An 18,981-nucleotide genomic window follows, 5' to 3' on the forward strand; every position below is an offset into this window, starting at 1 on the left:
TCAACCCCTGCGCACCTTGCTGAGCAGATAGTTGTCGTAATAGTTCTCCGCGATCTGCGTATAGAACAGCGTTTCCTTCATGTAGCCGTCGTGGCTCTCCCTGGTCTTCTTGAACAGCGGGCTCTTCGCCGCGATCTCGTTCAGATGGTCCTGCGTCGCCTGATAGCAGGCATCCATGACCGGTTGCGGGAAGGCGCGCAGCTCGGTGCCGCTGGCGACCAGCCGCTTCAGCGCGGCCGGATTCACGCTGTCGTATTTTTCGGTCATCCAGGCGCCCGCGGCGGTGCCGGCCTGGGCGAGGATCGCCTGGTACGGCTTGGGCAACGCATTCCACTTCTCGTCGTTGACGACCATGTGCAGCATGGCGCCGCCTTCCCACCAGCCGGGGAAGTAGTAGTATTTCGCCACCTTGTAGAAGCCGAGCTTCTCGTCGACGTAGGGGCCGACGAATTCCGCGGCGTCGATCGTGCCTTTCTCGAGCGAAGGATAAACGTCGCCGCCCGCGATCTGCTGCGGAACGACGCCGAGCCTGGCCAGCACGTGGCCGCCGAGGCCGGCGATGCGGAATTTCAGGCCCTTCAGATCATCGACGGTCTTGATCTCCTTGCGAAACCAGCCGCCCATCTGCGTGCCGGAATTGCCGCACAGGATCGCATGCGCCTTGAACGGTTTCAGCGCCTCGTTGCAGAGGTCGGCGCCGCCGCCGAACGACCACCAGGAATGCTGGTGGCGATGGTTCATGCCGAAGGGCGCACCGGTGGCATAGGCCAGCGCCGGTTCCTTGCCGATGTAGAAATAAAGCGGGGTCTGCGCCACCTCGACGGTCGAGGTGCTGACGGCGTCCAGCGCTTGCAGGCCGGGCACGATCTCGCCGGCCGCAAAGGTCTGGATCTGAAACTTGTTGTCGGTGGCGTCGGCAACATATTTCGCAAAAGTCTGCGCCGTGCCGAAGATCGTGTCGAGCGACTTCGGAAAGCTCGACGTCAGCCGCCATTTGATTTCGGGCGAGGATTGCGCAATCGCGGGTGCCGCAACCAGCGTCGTCGCGCCGGCAAGGGCGCTGCCTTTGAGGAATGTTCGGCGTTTCATGGTCTCGTTACTCCCTTGCGGGTCCGTTGGCGCTGTGCCTTCCGGACCAATTGACTCATCATATCGAAGTTCGAGGCGTGCGCGCTAGCGCCGCCTCTACCTTGATCTCTCGCGTCAACGGCAAGGGCCTTGAGCTGTCTCAAGGCATCGCTGGCGGATTACTGCTGTGCTGCAACAGTAGCCGAACAAGCCTCCGGGTGGATTGTTGAGGTTACAGGCCCGGCCTCCTAGGCACGCCGGGCCTAACCTGTCGTCGGCGATTGCATCATCGGCGATTGCAGCGTGCGGCTTCGGAATGGGGGCCTAAGCTGCCTTGATGTTGGTCAAGAAGGACTCGACCTGAGCCCGCATTGTCTCCGACTGCTGCGACAACTCGTGCGAGGCTTGCAGCACCTGCTGCGCAGCCGCCCCCGTATCGCCGGCCGCCTGGCGGACGCCGGTGACGTTTGAGGAGATTTCGGTCGTTCCTGCCGCTGCTTGCTGGACGTTGCGGGCGATCTCCTGGGTGGCTGAACCTTGCTCCTCCACGGCGCCGGCAATTGCCGCCGCGATCTCGTTCATCTGATCGATGGTTGCCGTTATTCCCTTGATGGCAGCCACGGCCTCGGACGAGGAGGCCTGAATCGATGCGACCTGGACGCCGATCTGATCGGTCGCTTTCGCGGTCTGCTCGGCCAAACTCTTGACTTCGCTTGCGACGACGGCGAAGCCCTTGCCGGCTTCTCCGGCACGTGCTGCCTCGATGGTGGCATTAAGCGCCAGAAGGTTAGTCTGGTTTGCAATCTCGTTGATGAGCCTGACGACGTCGCCGATACCGGCGGCATCGCTTTGCAACCCGTGTACCTGCTTGTTCGCACGCTCGGCTTCGGTCACCGCGCGCTGCGCAATATTTGCGGACTGCGCAACTTGACGGCTGATCTCGGTGACCGAGCTCGCCAGTTCCTCCGCCGCAGACGCCACGGTCTGGACGTTGGCGGAAGCTTCTTCCGTGGCGGCGGATACCGCGGTGGCTTGAACGCTGGTTTCCTCGGCAGTCGAAGACATCGCGGATGCCGTGGCCTGCAGTTCGGTGGAGGCGGCTGCAACCGATCGCAGCAGCGAGGAGATTTCGGAATCGAAGCCGGCCGTGAGCTCATTGACCCGGGTCGCGCGGGCCATGCGCTGCTTGATCGCTTCGGCTTCCTTGGCAGCGAGTTCCTTGGCCTTGATCATGTTCTCCTTGAAGATCACGACGGCGCGAGCCATCAACCCGATCTCATCGTGCTTGTCTGTTGCGGGAATCGCAGCGGAGTGATCGCCGCCCGCCAGCTGCCCCATCGCGCCGACCATCTTCAGAATGGGCGGCACGATCGAGCGGCTGGTCAGGTAAACGACGGCCGCCGATGCGCCCAAGCCGACGCCGAGAAGAACCCAAAGCGTGGCCATGAGGAAGTCGGTTTCCGCGAGCGCGTTGGCCCCGTCGGCCCTCAGCGCCTCCTGCTGGCGCGCGACCATGCCGCCGGAGCGGGCTCCGTCGGTGCCCTTCGGTCCGGCAAATATGTCGAGCAGCTTGTTGGCGCGCGGTGCGGCTTCATTCGTCAGGAACCACTGTGCCATATTCCACCGGTCCGAGGCGCGGATTTCGAACATCCGTGGCGGCAGCGGCGAGAATTTGAGGCGGGCGTCCACGAGCGAAGCAAAGGCTTTCTGCTGCTCGGGCGTCATTTCCGCCTGGCGGCTGGACAAGGCCTCGAATTTCGTCTGATTGAGCGACCAAAGTTCTTCGTAATCCTTCTTGAAGGCGTTGTCGCCGGTCAGGAGGTAGCCCCGGATGGCGCCGACTGCCATTGCCAGGCTGCCGCGCATGTCGGCGAAATCGATCAGGAGGCTCTTGCGTGCGTCGGTCGAGGGAATCCGACTCTCCTCGTTGATGATCGCGGTGGCGTTCTGGAGCATCGTCTTGGCCAGCGGCGCGGCCTCGGCGACCAGGATCTTGTTGGCGGGCTGCTCTTCGGCAGTGTGAGCAATCGCTTCGGCCTTGTCCTGCGCGTTGCGCAGGCCGTCCAGTACCGGCTTGGCACCTTGCCAATCGACCCTGTTCTGCTGATTTGTCCACTCGGCGGAAAGGTGGTCTATTTCGGAACTTCGCTTCTTTATCTCTTGCCAGTACGCGGCTCGCTCCGCCTTGAAGCTTTCGTTGCCCGTGATCAGCCAGCCCCGCAGCGAGGCGAGCGAGGCATAGACTTCCGAGATCAAGTCGCTTGCTGCCAAGGCAGTTGGAACGCGGAGATTGACGTTGCGGGCCGTGGACTCGCTGACCGAGCGAACCTTGACCATGGTGATGCCGATGGCTCCCGCCAGAAGAAGGCACAGCGTGCCGCAACCGATGATCAGTCTGGTCCGGATACTCAAATGGAGCTGCATGGTGCGTTCCTTTGTTATTATGGGCTGCCGGGCGGACAGCGATTCATGCTCGCGAGAGTGAGCAGTGCGCCGAATTGCCGACGCGCTCAAACGCAATGACCGTCTGGCAAAATGGTTAATGATCGACCGGGCCGGCTTGATGCAGGTTAGTCGGGACGCGTGCCGTCGGTGCGGACGACGGGCTGCCTGCCTGAAATTCGGCGCGGGACAGCGTGATCGCGTTCGGGCGCGCGTCTGCTGCTTGCTGAATTCCACATGATCCAGGTTAAGTCCCGTAGGAGCAGGTTAGGATGTTCCTGAGTACCTTGCGTCCGCCGAGGGGGCGCTAGGAAAAATGAAATCGCATGAAAGGCGGCCGGCTGCCGCAGCCGGCGGTGCAGGCCGCAACTGGGCCGACTACGCCGTGCTGATCGGCCTGCTGCTCCCGGTCGGGCATTCGTTTGAGGTCACGCGGGAACGCCGGCGTCTCATCCTATCGCGCGTGCGAATAGCCGCGGCCGCGCTGTCGCTGATGACGTTGGCCTGGATACTGATCGACGCCTGGACGATGCGCTGGCCCTATTGGGGCATCGTGGCAGCCGAACGACTGGTCGCCGCTGCGGCGTTCGCGCTGCTGGCGTTTGGTCCGCGCGTGCTGGTCCCGGCAGGACAGTTCACGGCGGTAGGAATCCTGATCCTGATCCCGGTCGTTTTCCTGATAGCGGTTCGTTCCGCCGTGGACGGCTTCTCCGCCATCGGCGACTCGGTCTTCATATCGACGGCCTACTTGTACGCTCCGTTTCTGATCGCCGTCAGTTTCAGCCTGTTTCCGCTGACCGCGCTGGAAAGCGCGATCCTGAGCTGGCCCGTCCTCGCGCTGGCGATGGTGTCCGTGTCTTCGAGGCCCGAGCTCTTTGCTTCGCCGTCGGCAACGCTGCTTCGTCTTACCCTCATCATCGTCATCGCCGCATTGGCTTCGATGAGCCAGCTGCAGTTGTTGATAGCGCTTACGGAGCATTCGGTCCGGGACCGGCTCACCGGTACGTTGACGCGACGCGCGGGCGAGCAGAGGTTGCTGAGCGGGTTCCGGCGCGCGATGCGCAGGAGGCAGCCAATGGCCGTTGCGTTCGTAGATATCGACAACTTCAAGTCCATCAACGACAGGTTCGGGCACGCCGCCGGTGACGATGTGCTACGGATTGCCGCGCGATCCATCGGCGGCGTCCTCGATCAGCATGACTGCCTCATCCGCTGGGGCGGCGAGGAGTTCGTGCTCTGCTTGCCGGGCGTCGATCTGGCCGCAGCGCGCCGGCGGATCGAGGAGATCGGGACACTTGGGCTCGGCGAGCATCCGGACGGCGGGCAGATAACCGCCAGCGTCGGAATCGCGGAGTATTGCAGCGAGGGCATCGCCGATCCCGGCACCCTGGTCAGGACCGCCGATGAGCGCATGTACACGGCGAAGGCGGCCGGCAGGAACTGCTGGGTTGACGGTTCTGGTCAGTCCATCCGCTTCATCAGGGCGGCGCAAGCTTCCTCATCTATCCTCAAGAGCAGTGTCGAGCGGTCGGATGGTGATCTGCAACTGCTCAATGCGGAATGAGGATCGCGGTGCTGCGCGGTCGGCACGTAGCGCATAGACGCAAGAGACCGTCGTTGACTGGGTCGCAACCTTCTGCACATAAGTAGTAACAACGCACCGGCGCGTGGCTTGATGAAGGTTGTTAACCTGGATCAAGACTGGCGCTGGCGCCAAACGTGACGGTCAACAAGAACAATGAACAACCAGTCGCCGTGCGCCGCGTGTCCGCATCACGAGCGCGGATTCTGCGATGCGGTCTTGGGTACATCCGGGTACCCTCGATCGAATCCGCGCAAGGAATGGCAATATCATCGCGTCGTGCCCGCCGGCAAACAGATCGTCGCACGAAATCAGAGCTGTCCCGACGTGTTCGTGCTGTGCGTTGGCTGGGGATTTCGCTTCGTGCAGCTCGCGGACGGGCGCCGCCAGATTCTGCATTTCCTTTTGCCGGGAGATCTCTTCTCGGTATCGTCGGTGTTCGAAGAACGTCCGCATTTCTCCGTGAAGGCCCTGACCGAAGTTCAGGTCAGCGGAATGCACAGGCGCGAGGTCCAGGTGCGCCTCGCGCAAGATCCGGCGGTCGTTGCGGCGCTGGCCGAGACCTGTTCGACAGAGGCGGAATCTTCCGACGAAATGACCGTTGTCCTCGGGCAGTATTCCGCCGAGGAACGAATTGCTTTTCTGCTCTTGCACCTGATGCGGCGCCTTGCCGCGCGCAACGTCATTCGCGAGCGGCAATACCCGTTTCCGCTGCGGCAGCAGCACATTGCCGATGCAGTCGGTCTGACCGCGGTTCACGTCAGCAGGACCCTGGGCGCGTTCCGTGACAGAGGCATCGTCGAGGTCGCGAACGGTGTGCTCACCATTGTCGACCGGGGAGAGCTGGAGCGGATCGGCTCGCTGAACTGACCGAGCTGCTATTCAACCCAGATCGAAGTGTAGGAAGACACCGAGATCGCCATGTCGAGCGCGAGGTATTTGTCCAGCGTGACGACCAGGTGCGGCTTCGAATGGCTGGGCAAGAGGCTGTCGAGCAGCTCGGCCGCCACTTCGGCTCTCAGTCTCGAATAGCCGGCGACGTGCCATCGGCTGTCGAGCCCCATCTCGCAATGCCGGATTCCGATCAGAGATGCGTTGCTGATGTAGTCACGGTCGAACTGGCTGTCGAACAGCCTTGGCCAGCGCCTGGTGTGCTGAGCCTTGAGCTGCTCGATTTCCTGCATCGACGGCGAACGCGGGACCACGTTGCAGACCGTCCGGTAGAAGTGGTCGATCGCAGCTGTTGCCCGCCGTTCGGCTACGGGCCAGATCAGCCGAGCCAGCCGCTGCGATCGAGCGTCGATGTCCAGAAAGCTGATCAGTGTGTCGACCATGTTGGACCGATCCGGTAAGTCGTGAAGCCGCTTTGCCAAGCTAGGCGAGAGCGCTTAAGGCTCCTTTGCCCTCACTTGATGCAAGTTATCGGTTCCTGCCGGCGCCGCAGGCTACTTCAACCCCATGGCGCGCTCGAGCAAGGGAAGGACGAACAGGACCAGCAGCGTAATCGCGATCGCTGCGCCGACCAGCAGCCAGGCGCCGAGCGCGCAGGCAATGCCAAGCCCTGCCGCGATCCATACGGTCGCCGCGGTGGTGAGCCCATGCACCGTCTTGTCATCCCGGTCGCGCAGGATGACGCCGGCGCCGATGAAGCCGACGCCCGTGAGCACGCCGGTGATGACGCCCTGAACGACCCGGGAGAGGGCGTCCGGGAAATCCCGCAGGTTCTCAAACTCGATGGCCGCGATCGCGACCAGTGCGGCGCCAAGCGACACCAGCGAAAGGGTGCGCATTCCCACCGGCTTTCCGCTGACGTCGCGATCTATGCCGATCAGCAATCCCGTCGCTGCCGCAACGAGAAGCCTCAGCACGTCATCCAGCTCGGTCATGGAAGCAATCCGGTGCGCTGTCGAACGTTGGGATAGCGAGTGCCAGATCATCGAACTCGACCGAGGTCCCATAGTTCCACGCCGACGAGCTGCTCCGCACTTTTCTGACGTAACGGCATGAGCCAGGTCGCGTGAGGGGATGCGCTGCAGCATTCGGAATCCGCCTGATCTGCATCAAGAAGTGCGAACCGGAGAATCCTAGCCTTATCCAAATGGTGCGCGCCCGTGAGTGAGCAGACAGATCGTGGACATCTGGTGCGCTCGTCCCAAGGCCTGGCGCGAAGCGCTGGCCTCGACGTCTCGGCCGTTGAGCATGAGGAAACCATGACTGCAGTCGCCACAGATGGTAGTCGTGCACGCCGCCCGGATGTTCAATCGCAACAGCCAGCCCGGACCGAACGCCTGGAGCTTCGCATCGGCGGCATGACCTGTGCGCATTGTCCGCCCGCAATCGAGCAGGCGCTCGTCGCGATACCGGGCGTCGTTTCGGCGAGTGTCAACCCCAGCACGAAGATTGCAAGAGTTGACCGTGACCCCGCAAAGACCGGGATTGCAGACGTTCTGCGTGCCATCCGTTCGGTCGGCTACACAGTCGGAATCGCCACGATGCGTGTGCCCATCCAGAACATGCACTGCGGTTCATGCCTCATTCGGATCGAACTCGCACTGCAAACGGTCCCCGGCGTGGTCTCGGCGCGCGCGAGCCTCGGAACAAATGCTGCCGACATCGAGTACCAGCCTGAGAAGGTGGATTTTGCGGCGATTCGTAAAGCGATCGAATCCGCCGGCTACAAGGTGGCCGAGCCGAAGATCGATCCGGCTTCGGAAGTGCTGGATCCTGCCGAAGCCGCCAACGAGCAGGAATATCGCACGTTGATGCGCAAGTTCTGGTTTGCGGCCGCAGTCTCGATACCCGTCATGGCGCTCAGCTATCCCGACCTGGTGCCCGGCTTGCGCGACTGGATGCCGATGGGGAGCGACACGCGGCGGGTCGTCTGGGGCCTGCTGGGTCTGGTGAGCCTGCCGGTGATGATCTGGGCCGGTTCGCAGTTCTTCACCGGCATGTGGGATGCTCTGAAGCATCGCGCAGCGAACATGCACACGCTGATTGCGATCGGCATCAGCGCCGCTTTCGTCTATTCGGTGGTCACCGTGGCATGGCCGCAAATCTTTCCGGACACGGCGCTTGCCGAAGTGTTTTGGGACGTGACCGATGTGGTCGTTGCATTGGTGGTGCTCGGCCTGGCGCTTGAGATAAAGGCCAAGGGACGTACCTCACAGGCGATCAAGAAGCTGATCGGATTGCAGGCCAGGACCGCGCGAGTCATTCGCGAGGGCTCCGAGCGGGACATACCGGTAGAGGAAGTGCTGGTCGATGACACCGTGGTGGTCCGACCCGGCGAAAAGGTGGCGGTCGACGGCAGGGTTTTGGCTGGTTCAAGTGCGATCGACGAATCGATGATCACCGGCGAATCGATCCCCGTGGAGAAGCAGGTCGGCGACGAAGTCATAGGTGGCACGCTGAACAAGACCGGCAGTTTCAAGTTCAAGGCCACCAGGGTCGGCAAGGATACCGCGCTTGCCACCATCATTCGCATGGTCAAGGACGCGCAAGGATCGAAAGCCCCGATCCAGCGCGTCGTCGATGCGGTGTCGGCCTACTTTGTCCCAGCCGTCATGATCCTGGCGATACTGGCGTCCATCGCATGGTACGATTTCGGGCCGGAGCCGCGATCGGTTTATGCGACGATCGTGCTGGTGACGACCCTCATCATCGCCTGTCCGTGCGCGCTCGGTCTGGCGACCCCGACGTCGCTTACGGTGGGAATAGGCAAGGGCGCCGAGAACGGGATATTGATCCGCTCGGGGGATGCGCTCCAGGCGTCGGAGAAGCTCGATGCGATCATTCTGGACAAAACCGGCACGATAACCAGGGGTGAGCCGGCGTTGACCGATGTGGTCGTGACTGAGGGCCACCGCGAGGCCGACGTTCTCCGCCTCACGGCTTCATTGGAGCGGGGTTCCGAGCATCCGCTCGGCGAGGCGATCGTCAAGGGCGCGGATGCGCGCGGCCTCAAATTGTCCGAGACCGAAGCCTTTGCCGCCATCCCGGGTCACGGCGTGAGCGGGCGGATCGATGGACGCGAGGTGCTCTTTGGAAATGCCAAGTTGATGCGGGACCGCGGCATCGCCATCGATATGCTGCAACAGGATTGGGCGCGATTAGCCGAAGAGGGCAAGACACCGATGTACGTCGGTATCGATGGTACGGCTGCCGGACTGGTTGCGGTAGCGGACACCGTCAAGCCCGATTCGAAAGCCGCCATCGATGCGTTGAAAGCGCTCGGGATCGAAGTCGTCATGCTCACCGGCGACAACGAGCGCACGGGGCTGGCGATCGCGCGTCAGGTCGGCATCGAGCGGGTGCTCGCCGATGTCCTTCCAAACGAAAAGGCCCACGAAGTCCAAAAGCTCCAGCTCGAAGGCAAAGCCGTTGGGATGGTCGGTGACGGCGTCAACGACGCACCGGCATTGGCGCAGGCGGATGTCGGGTTTGCCATCGGCACCGGCACCGATGTCGCCATCGAGGCCAGCGACGTCACCCTCATCAAGGGAAGCCTGATGGGAGTGGTGACGGCAATCGAGATCAGCCGGGCGACGATGCGCAACGTGCGTCAAAACCTCGTCGGAGCTTTCGGCTACAACACGCTCGGCATTCCCGTTGCGATGGGCGTGCTGTACCCGTTCATCGGCCTCCTGCTGTCGCCCTTGATCGCCGCTGCCGCCATGGCGTTCAGCTCGGTCACCGTCGTAACCAACGCCAACCGGCTTCGCCTGTTCGAGCCTCGGAGGACCAGGTCATGACCCCCGATCGCTGGACGGTTACACTCGCTGGCTTGGCACTGATCGGCTTCATTGTCTGGTTCTTCTGGCTCAAGCGCTCTGCGGGGTTCCGCGCCAGCGAAACCACGGGCGGATATCAGGAAGCCATGATCCTGGTGAAGGGCGGCTACACGCCCGACACCATCATTGTTCGGAGCGGCCGGCCCGTTCGCTTGAATTTCCGGCGGGAGGAGACGGCGTCCTGCTCGGACAAGGTCGTCTTTGCGGAGTTCCAGAAAAGTGCCGAACTGCTGGCCGGCCAGACCGTGGCGGTCGAGTTCCTGCCCAAGGTGCCGGGCGAGTTCGGTTTCGCATGCCCGATGGGTATGTTTCGCGGCATTCGGTGATGCCTACACCCGATATGCGGCCGAAGTGCCCGGTTTTCTTCCGAGGCTCGGTCGGGATCGGTTCAGTCACCCTGCCGCCGCGAAACGCGGGTTCTGCCCTGCCTCCGCCGCGGTCGTGCGCAATCGGATCAACAAACTGGACCTCGTCGCGGTCCTCAAGACGAGAGACTAGCCATGCCCGCCAACTGGACCAAACGGATCATCGGCATTGCTCTTTTGAGCATCATCGCAGCGGGACTGGTTTGGTTCGCCTGGCCGCAGCCGATCCCCGTCGATATCGCCAACGTCACGAAGGGCCCGATCGAAGTCACGGTCGACGATGACGGCAAGACGCGCGTCCGCCACGTCTACACCGTATCTGCGCCGGTGGCCGGCAAGGTGCTGAGGATTTCCCATCCCATGGGCGAGCGGGGGCCTTCGCTCCACGTCGGCGACAAGGTGGTCGCCAACGAGACGGTCATCGCCCTGATGCAGCCTGTCCTCCCGGCCTTCATCGATGCACGCTCCCGCGACCAGCTCGAGGCGGAGGTGAAGGCCGCGGACGCGGCGATCGACCAGCAGGAAGCCGAGGTGAAACGGCTTGAAGCCGCGCTCGAGTTCTACCGAACGGAATTCCAGCGGGCGCAAAGGCTTGCTCAGACGCAGTCGATTTCCGCCCAGGCATTTGACAAGTCGCGATTTGAGGTGACGACCAACGAAGCGGCGCTGGCGAGCGCCAGGGCCCAGATCGAGGTACGGCGGGCCATGCGCGCCAGCGCGGCGGCGCGGCTGATCGATCCCGCCGGGGTAGCAGTTGCTCCGGAGCCGACATGCTGCGTTCGGGTGCTCGCGCCGGCGAACGGACGAGTGCTGAGGATCATCCAGGACAGCGAGGCGGCGGTCTTGCCCGGCGCGCCGCTTGTCGAAATCGGCAATCCCCTCGATCTCGAGATCGTGGCCGATCTGCTCTCGACCGATGCCGTGCAGATCAAGGTCGGCGCGGCCGTTAAGATCGACGGCTGGGGCGGTCCCGCCGTCAGGGGGAAGGTCGCTCGCGTCGATCCAGCCGGCTTCCTCAAGGTCTCCGCGCTCGGCATCGAGGAGCAGCGCGTCCGCGTCACCATCGACCTCGTCGATCCGCCCGAGACATGGTCGCAGCTCGGCCATGACTACCGGGTTATCGTCCATGTCACCACGTGGAGCGCCGCCGACGCGATGATCGTGCCGGTCAGCGCGCTGTTCCGCAGGGGCGACGATTGGGCGGTGTTCGCCGTCGAGGACGGGCGCGCGCGAACGACCGCAGTCAAGATCGGCCATCGCAACAACCGCGTCGCGGAGGTGCTTTCAGGACTTTCGGCGGAAGCGCCGGTGATCCTCCATCCCAGCGATCGCATCAACGATGGAACGAGGGTTATTCGAAGGGCCAGTGTAGAAGCCCCGGCAAGGCACTAGCCGGCGCCAGCTTTCGGGCGACGCCGGCCAAGCCTTTCTTCGTGATGCGTCGTGCGGTTGCAGCCGCGGGCGGCATCGACGGGAAAATTGCCGATGGTGATTTCGCGCGCGGGCAACGTCATCGCCGGCAGGTACTGATGTATGATGATAAGTCAGTGCGGTTGACTAGCCCGGCTGTTGCGGCGCCGCCATCAAGCTTCCGAATGTGCCGGGAAGCCAGAAGCCCAAACGGTACCGGGTACCGATGCGACCCGCCGAAAATGCAATCGCCGCAATGGTCATTGCTGCCCTCATGGTACGCCCCCGTCGCGCTCGATCTCTCTTCTTCGCCAAGGAAACTACAAAACCTAAGCGCGCCTCCGAGGCGCAGTTGATCTGCATCAAAGTTGCAGCCCGCGCGACCGCTACCTATGCTACCTTGCCGTTCGTTGCATCTTTTCACGGAGTGGTGGAAATGGTCACAATCAAGGTTGCCGCTATCGCTGCAGGATTTCTGATTGCCGGCTGCGCTTCCGGGCTGGCACAGGGTACCACCGGCACGCCGGGCTCGCCTGGTGCGACGGTCACCATTCCCGGCAACCAGCTTCCGCCGCCCGATCCGAAATTTGGCGGCGTGATCAAAGATGACGCCCTGCAATCGAAGCCCTGGTGGGCTCCGCGCGTCGTCCCGCCAAAGGGTGCGCCCAACGTGCTGCTGATCATCACGGACGATTCCGGCTTCGGCGTGCCGTCTACCTTTGGCGGCGTGATTCCGACGCCGAGCATGGATCGGATCGCCAATGAAGGCCTGCGCTACAATCGCATGTTCTCGACCGCGCTGTGCTCGCCGACGCGCGCCGCGCTGATCACCGGACGCAATCACCATTCGGCCGGCTTCGGCGTGATCTCGGAGCAATCCACCGGTTTCCCCGGCTACAACAGCATCATCGATGGGGACAAGGCCACCATCGGGCGCATCCTGAAGGACAATGGCTACGCTACCTCATGGTTCGGCAAGGACCACAACGTGCCGGCGTTCGCGGCCAGCCAGTCCGGGCCGTTCGACCAGTGGCCGACTGGCATGGGCTTCGAATATTTCTACGGCTTCGTCGGCGGCGACGCCAACCAGTGGCAGCCGAACCTGTTCCGCAACACCACCCAGATCTATCCGTTCCTGGGTAAGCCGCCCGGTACGTGGAACCTGGTCACCGGGATGGCTGACGATGCCATCGACTACATGACGCGGATGCGTCAGATCCAGCCGGACAAGCCGATCTTCATCAAGTACGCGCCGGGCGCCACGCACGCGCCGCATCACCCGACCAAGGAGTGGGTAGACAGGATCGGTGCGATGCACCTGTTCGACGACGGCTACGAGAAGCTGCGCGAGCGCATACTCGAAAACCAGAAGCGCCTCGGTGTGATTCCGAAAGACACCAAGCTGGCACCCTGGCCCGCCGACATTCTGAAACCATGGGACCAGTTGAGCGCCGACGAGAAGAAGCTGTTCATTCGCCAGGTCGAGGTGTTCGGCGCGTATTCGGCTTACAACGACCACGAGATCGGTCGCGTGATCCAGGCCTTCCAGGACCTGGGAAGACTCGAAAACACCCTCATCATCTATATCAACGGCGACAACGGCACGAGCGCCGAAGGTGGGCCGTTGGGCACGCCGAACGAGGTTGCGTTCTTCAACGGTCTCAACAAGTTGCCCGCCGAAGTGCAGCTGAAATGGTACGACGTGTGGGGAACGGAGCAGACCTACAACCACATGTCGGCCGGATGGTCCTGGGCCTTTGATACGCCGTTCGACTGGTTCAAGCAGAACGCCTCGCGGCTCGGCGGCATCAACCAGAACATGGTGGTGTCGTGGCCGGCGCGCATCAAGGACAAGGGCGGCCTGCGCGAACAGTTCGTGCATGTGATCGACGTTGTGCCGACCATTCTCGAGGCGGCCGGCATCAAGGCACCCGAAATCGTTGACGGCATCAGGCAAAAGCCGGTCGAAGGCACCAGCTTCCTGTACACCTTCGATGCGAAGAACGCCAAAGTGGCGTCGCGCCATTCGACCCAGTATTTCGAAATGTTTGGCCAGTGGGCGCTCTACAAGGACGGCTGGATGCTCAGCACCAAGGTCAACCGGGCGCCGTGGGAGGCGTTCGGCCCGGCCAACCCGGATCCGCTGAACAACCAGGCGTTCCAGCTCTACAACCTGAACACCGACTTCAGCCAATCCAATGACATTGCCGACAAGAACCCGGACAAGGTCAAGGAGATGAAGGCCCAGTTCCTTGCCGAGGCAAAGAAGTATCAGGTATTCCCGATGGATGCGTCGGTCGCGGCACGCATCGTGGCGCCCCGGCCAAACATTACGGCCGGGCGCACCGAGTTCGTGTACACCCGACCGATGGTCGGCCTGCCGCAGGGCGACTCTCCGCTGCTGCTCAACACGTCCTATGTCGTCACGGCCGATATCGAGGTGCCGCAGGGCGGCGCGGAAGGGATGATCCTTACCTCCGGCGGACGTTTCGCCGGCTACGGCTTCTACCTGCTCAACGGCAAGCCGGTCTGGCTGTGGAATCTGGTCGATCTCAAGCGCATCAAGTGGGAAGGCCCGGACGCACTTGCGCCCGGCAAGCACATCGTCGAGTTCGAGTTCAAATACGACGGCTTGGGCCCGGGCACGCTGGCGTTCAACAATTTCTCCGGGGTCGGCCGTCCCGGCACGGGCACCCTGAAGGTGGACGGCAAGGTGGTCGACACCAAGACGATGGAGAAAACCCTGCCCATGATCCTGCAATGGGACGAGAGTTTCGACATAGGCTCCGACACGCTGACGGGCGTGAACGACGCGGACTACAAGCCACCGTTCGCGCTGACCGCGAAGCTGAACAAGCTGACTCTCAAGCTCGATCGGCCGAAATTGTCGCCGGAGGATATCAAGAAGTTCGAGGGTGCCATGAAGGCCGCAGCCGACGGCCCGGTCTCGGAAGATCTGACCCTCGTTCAGAGATTGGAAGCGCGGTTCGACAAGAGAGAGGAATGCCGCAAGCAGGCCGATGCGAAGAAGCTGGGTCCGATCGAGCGGATTCAATTCGTGCGGACTTGCTTGCAGTGATGCATGGCAGGAAGAAACAGAAGGAGCTTTTCGGAGCCCCTTCTGACCGGTCGGCGAACAGCGAGCCGAAATCACATGATGCGTGACCGGAGAACTTTGATGATGGAGGGTCGCTCGCTCTGCGTCTCAACCCTTGCGCTGGCAGCCGCCTGGCGCGGAAAAAATCTCGGAATTGAACTACATTGTAAACAGTAAGCGTCGCTCAAGTCTTCAGTGTCATCCGGCTGTCTTGGATCGACACTTTACTTGGATCAACCGTCGATATGGGCGCCATCCAGGGTAGAGTAGAGGATATTTTGAGAGCTTGTCTCGGCTCCGCAATTGCTTTGCGGAAGCACGCTACAGGGAACAAGATCATGGCCAGCATTGCCGTTTCGTGCTAGAATTGTACTCGTGGAGGTAGCGGCTCCTCAAGTCGTCATTTTCGATAGGCTCTTTCGACCAGCGCATCTCTGTCTTGAATTCCTGCGGACGTCATGTGGCGTCTTTTGCAGGCGATGTTGTGCGACCTCTTGCACGCGAACTTGCGCGCGGAGCGACACCATTTACACGCGATCGGGTCGCGGACAAGCCCGTGACCTGGGACGAACGCAGAGTGCGAGAAAGCTGAAGCCGGAATCCAACTGGAGGCGCAGACATGACGGGCGTAAGAATAGTTCAGATCGCCGGGTTATTGGCAGCAACGATGGCGCTGGGCGGCTTGGAAGCAGCTGTTGCGCAAACCGCCCCGACACAACCATCCATGAAAACAATCGGCACGCCCACGACTGCGGCCAGGCCGGAGATCGTGCCTTCGCTGTTCGTGTTGAATTCCCGCGGCGCGACGCTGCAAGGCGATAGCCTGACGCTGGTCGGCGTAACGCCGAGCGCCATCATATTTGCCGATCGGCCGGTCCGGGCGGCGGGCCACCAGCCGACCGCCGACGTCGTCGCGGAATGGGGATCGGGTGACGACAGCTTCGCCAAGAATCCTCCGAACGCCACCGTGTCCGTGCTGGGCAAGGATGGTTCGGTGAAGGACGCGGTCGTGGTGCTGAAGAATCCGAAGCTCGAGGGCGATAAGCTGACCTTCAATGTGCAGACCCTCGAAGGAGATCTTGCCGGCGCCGACGGCGCGGCGGCCCTCTTCATCGACATCATCGGCAGGCCGTTCACGCCCCTGTCGTTTGCGGGCGTCGCGCGCCGTTCAGCATTCCGCGGCGCCATGTATGCCGGCGCGCTTGGAGCGGCTGCATACGCGGCGCCCCATGCGTACGGCTACGGTCGCCCGGCCTGCGGCTACTATCCCTATCCCCCTTGCTATTGAAAGCGAGCCGGCGGCGCCGGTGCCGCCTGCAGATGATCTGTCTCTTGCGGAGATGAATGCCGCCCGCATCACAACGTAAGTCATTAAGGAGTGTTGCCAATGATGAGCGTCTCGAGTCTGCATCACCGATTCACCTCCTGCGGTCTGCTCGCTGCTCTCGTGCTGCTGCCGCTGACAGCTTTCAATGCCCACGCCCAACAGACCACCGGTACTCCCGGTTCGCCGAACGCGACCACCACCATCGACGGCAGGTACCTGCCGAACCCGCCGCAGCCCTTCAGGGGCCAGATTGACCCCAACGCCGCACAGTCGAAGCCGTATTGGCCGGCACGCATCGTGCCGCCCAAGGGCGCGCCCAACGTGCTTCTGATCATGACCGACGACGTCGGATTCTCGGCACCGTCCACCTTTGGCGGCGTGATCCCCACGCCGACGTTGGACCGCATCGCCCAAACGGGCCTGCGCTACACGCGCTTCCACACCACGGCGCTCTGCTCGCCGACGCGGGCCGCGCTCCTCACCGGCCGCAACCACCACTCGGTGGGCACCGGTGTCGTTGTCGATCAGGCGACCGGCTACCCCGGCTACAACAGCGTCATCCCGCGCGACGCGGTCGCCATCGGCGAGATCCTGCGGCAGAACGGTTACGACACGTCGTGGTATGGCAAGGATCACAACATCCCGCAGTGGGAGGGGAGCCAGGCCGGCCCGTTCCACAACTGGCCGACCGGGCCTATCAAGGGCTTCGACTATTATTACGGTTTCGCCGGCGACGACACCAGCCAGTGGCAGCCGAACAACCTGTTCCGCAACACCACACCGATCCAGCCCTTCCTCGGCAATCCCGGCTGGAATCTTATCACCGCCATGGCCGACGAGGCGATCGGGCGCATCAAGATGTTGAACGAGGTCCAGCCCGACCGGCCCTTCATGATCTACTACGCGCCCGGCGCCACGCACTCGCCGCACCACCCGACGAAGGAGTGGGTGGACAAGATCAGCAAGATGAAGCTGTTCGACGAAGGCTGGAACAAGCTGCGTGAAACCATCTTCGCCAACCAGAAAAAGCTCGGCGTGATTCCGCAATCCGCGCAGCTTAACGCCTGGCCCAAGGACATCCCGCAATGGGACACGCTCTCCCCCGAGGCGAAGAAGCTCTACATCCGGCAGGCCGACGTCTATGCGGCGTTCCTGGCCTATACGGACAACGAGATCGGCCGCGTGATCCAGGCGATCGCGGACACCGGCAAGCTTGACAATACGCTGGTCGTTTACATCAGCGGCGACAACGGCGCGAGCCCCGAAGGCGGGCTGCACGGCCTGTTCAACGAGTTCGCCGCTGCGAACGCCGTGAGCCCGACGGTCGAAATGAACATGAAGTTCTACGACGCGTGGGGCTCCGACCAGAGCTACCCGCATTATGCGGTGGGTTGGGCGTGGGCTTGGGACACGCCGTATCAGTGGACCAAGCAGGTATCCTCTCACTTCGGCGGCACCCGCAACGGCATGGCCATGGCTTGGCCCGCGCGCATCAAGGACGCCGGCGGCATCCGCCACCAGTTCCACCATGTGATCGACGTCGTGCCGACGATCCTCGAGGCGGCCGGCCTTCCGCAGCCGGTGAGCGTCAATGGCGTCGCGCAGAAGCCGATCGAAGGCGTGAGCATGGCCTACACGTGGGACAAGGCCAGCGCGAACGCGCCGGGCCAGCGGACGACGCAGTATTTCGAAATGTTTGGTTCGCGCGCGATCTACCACGACGGATGGATGGCCTCGGCGCCTCCCATCCACGCGCCCTGGGTCATCACCTTGGACAAGCTGCCCGCAGATGTCATGAACGGCTTCCCATGGGAGCTCTACAACGTCGCGGAGGACTGGACGCAGTCCAACAACCTCGCCGCCAAGATGCCGGAGAAGCTTCGCGCCATGCAGCAATTGTTTGCGATGGAGGCGACCAAGTACCAGGTCTTCCCCCTCGACGACACGCGCCTTGAGAGGTTCATCTCGCACAAGCCAAGCTATGCGCCGGGGCGAAACCTCTTCACCTATTCGGGCGAAGTGAGCAACGTGCCGTTCCCTGATACCGGCAACGCACCGAGCCTGCTGAACCGGTCGTATACGATCACGGCCGAGGTCGAGATTCCCCAAGGCGGTGCCGAGGGCATGCTGATGACCGACGGCGGCCGCTTCGCCGGCTACGGCTTCTACCTGCTCAAGGGCAAGCCCGTGTTCACCTGGAACCTGCTTGGCTTGGAGCGCGTGAAGTGGCAGGGCAAGGACGCGCTAGCGCCCGGCAAACACACGTTGGAGTTCGACTGGAAGTACGACGGCCCGGGCCTCGGCAAAGGCGGCACTGGCACCTTGAAGGTGGATGGCAAGGTGGCGGACAGTCATCCCATGCCGCGCAGTCTGCCCATCACTCTGATGTGGGATGAGACTTTCAATATCGGGTTGGACACGGGCACATCTGTGGATGACCAGGACTACCAGGTGCCGTTCAAGTTCACCGGCAAGATCAACAAGCTGAATGTGAGACTTGAAACAGAAAAGTTGTCATCTGCGAAGTGACGGGAGTCACAGGGTGGGGCGGATCACACGCCCCACCTTCCTGTTCCATCTATTTTTGTCTGTCATGATGGGGGAGGCCTCGTGAAGTTTCGCAGTTTTGTCTTTGTCTCGGCTTGCGTGCCTCTTAGCATTCTGCTGGTCGGATTTTCCTCGTCCCTGGCGCAAACCGGCGGCGAAAGACCTCAGGATATGCTCGCCGCACAGATCCGCTTGCAGGGATTTGTCTGCGACAAGGCGCTCGGCGCGACGCGGGATACCAAGCGCTCAAGGCCCGACTACGCCGTCTGGGTGCTCAAATGCGGCAACGCGAATTACCGCGTCAGCCGCGCGCCAGATATGGCTGCAAAAGTCGAGCCGCTTCGGTAGGGTTG

General features: G+C 62.4%; 13 protein-coding genes. 9 read left to right on the forward strand and 4 right to left on the reverse strand.

Going from position 1 to position 18,981, the window contains the following annotated elements:
• A complete protein-coding gene (locus ACT4OC_RS07325) occupies positions 1-1,089 on the reverse strand; it encodes a TRAP transporter substrate-binding protein (protein WP_444838305.1) in 1,089 nt (362 codons plus the stop codon).
• Between the two features lie 303 nt (positions 1,090-1,392).
• Positions 1,393-3,582 (reverse strand): HAMP domain-containing methyl-accepting chemotaxis protein, encoded by a 2,190-nt coding sequence (locus ACT4OC_RS07330; RefSeq protein WP_444838306.1) that lies wholly within the window; start codon positions 3,580-3,582, stop codon positions 1,393-1,395.
• Between the two features lie 313 nt (positions 3,583-3,895).
• On the opposite strand from ACT4OC_RS07330, the gene ACT4OC_RS07335 reads away from it, so the two are divergent.
• Positions 3,896-5,074: a GGDEF domain-containing protein gene (locus tag ACT4OC_RS07335; protein WP_444838307.1), complete on the forward strand. Its 1,179-nt coding sequence runs from the start codon at positions 3,896-3,898 to the stop codon at positions 5,072-5,074.
• A 174-nt stretch (positions 5,075-5,248) separates the two neighbouring features.
• Positions 5,249-5,962 carry a Crp/Fnr family transcriptional regulator gene (locus ACT4OC_RS07340; protein ID WP_444838308.1) on the forward strand — a complete coding sequence of 238 codons (714 nt, stop codon included), beginning with the start codon at positions 5,249-5,251 and terminating at the stop codon, positions 5,960-5,962.
• 8 nt (positions 5,963-5,970) lie between these two features.
• On the opposite strand, the gene ACT4OC_RS07345 is transcribed toward ACT4OC_RS07340, so the two are convergent.
• Entirely contained in the window at positions 5,971-6,426 is a 456-nt protein-coding gene (locus ACT4OC_RS07345) for a protoglobin domain-containing protein (RefSeq protein WP_444838309.1), read from the reverse strand.
• 111 nt (positions 6,427-6,537) lie between these two features.
• A complete protein-coding gene (locus ACT4OC_RS07350) occupies positions 6,538-6,978 on the reverse strand; it encodes an MgtC/SapB family protein (RefSeq protein WP_444838310.1) in 441 nt (146 codons plus the stop codon).
• 423 nt (positions 6,979-7,401) lie between these two features.
• On the opposite strand from ACT4OC_RS07350, the gene ACT4OC_RS07355 reads away from it, so the two are divergent.
• The 7 genes from ACT4OC_RS07355 to ACT4OC_RS07385 all read left to right on the forward strand — a co-directional run bounded on the left by ACT4OC_RS07355 (position 7,402) and on the right by ACT4OC_RS07385 (position 18,976).
• Complete coding sequence (locus ACT4OC_RS07355) at positions 7,402-9,843, forward strand: heavy metal translocating P-type ATPase (protein ID WP_444838327.1); 2,442 nt, start codon at positions 7,402-7,404, stop codon at positions 9,841-9,843.
• On the forward strand, positions 9,840-10,208 hold the full coding sequence (locus ACT4OC_RS07360) for a cupredoxin domain-containing protein (protein WP_444838311.1): 369 nt from the start codon (positions 9,840-9,842) through the stop codon (positions 10,206-10,208). Before ACT4OC_RS07355 ends, ACT4OC_RS07360 begins: the two co-directional genes overlap by 4 nt.
• A gap of 174 nt (positions 10,209-10,382) precedes the next feature.
• Positions 10,383-11,639 (forward strand): efflux RND transporter periplasmic adaptor subunit, encoded by a 1,257-nt coding sequence (locus ACT4OC_RS07365; protein WP_444838312.1) that lies wholly within the window; start codon positions 10,383-10,385, stop codon positions 11,637-11,639.
• Between the two features lie 454 nt (positions 11,640-12,093).
• On the forward strand, positions 12,094-14,736 hold the full coding sequence (locus ACT4OC_RS07370) for an arylsulfatase (RefSeq protein ID WP_444838313.1): 2,643 nt from the start codon (positions 12,094-12,096) through the stop codon (positions 14,734-14,736).
• A gap of 685 nt (positions 14,737-15,421) precedes the next feature.
• On the forward strand, positions 15,422-16,042 hold the full coding sequence (locus ACT4OC_RS07375; protein WP_444838314.1) for a hypothetical protein: 621 nt from the start codon (positions 15,422-15,424) through the stop codon (positions 16,040-16,042).
• A 99-nt stretch (positions 16,043-16,141) separates the two neighbouring features.
• Entirely contained in the window at positions 16,142-18,610 is a 2,469-nt protein-coding gene (locus tag ACT4OC_RS07380) for an arylsulfatase (protein WP_444838315.1), read from the forward strand.
• 81 nt (positions 18,611-18,691) lie between these two features.
• The gene (locus ACT4OC_RS07385) at positions 18,692-18,976 is read left to right on the forward strand and encodes a hypothetical protein (RefSeq protein WP_444838316.1); all 285 of its coding nucleotides are present in this window, start codon (positions 18,692-18,694) and stop codon (positions 18,974-18,976) included.
• The last annotated feature ends 5 nt before the right edge of the window (positions 18,977-18,981 follow it).

The sequence above is a fragment of the Bradyrhizobium sp. genome, assembly GCF_052389815.1.
Lineage (GTDB): Bacteria > Pseudomonadota > Alphaproteobacteria > Rhizobiales > Xanthobacteraceae > Bradyrhizobium.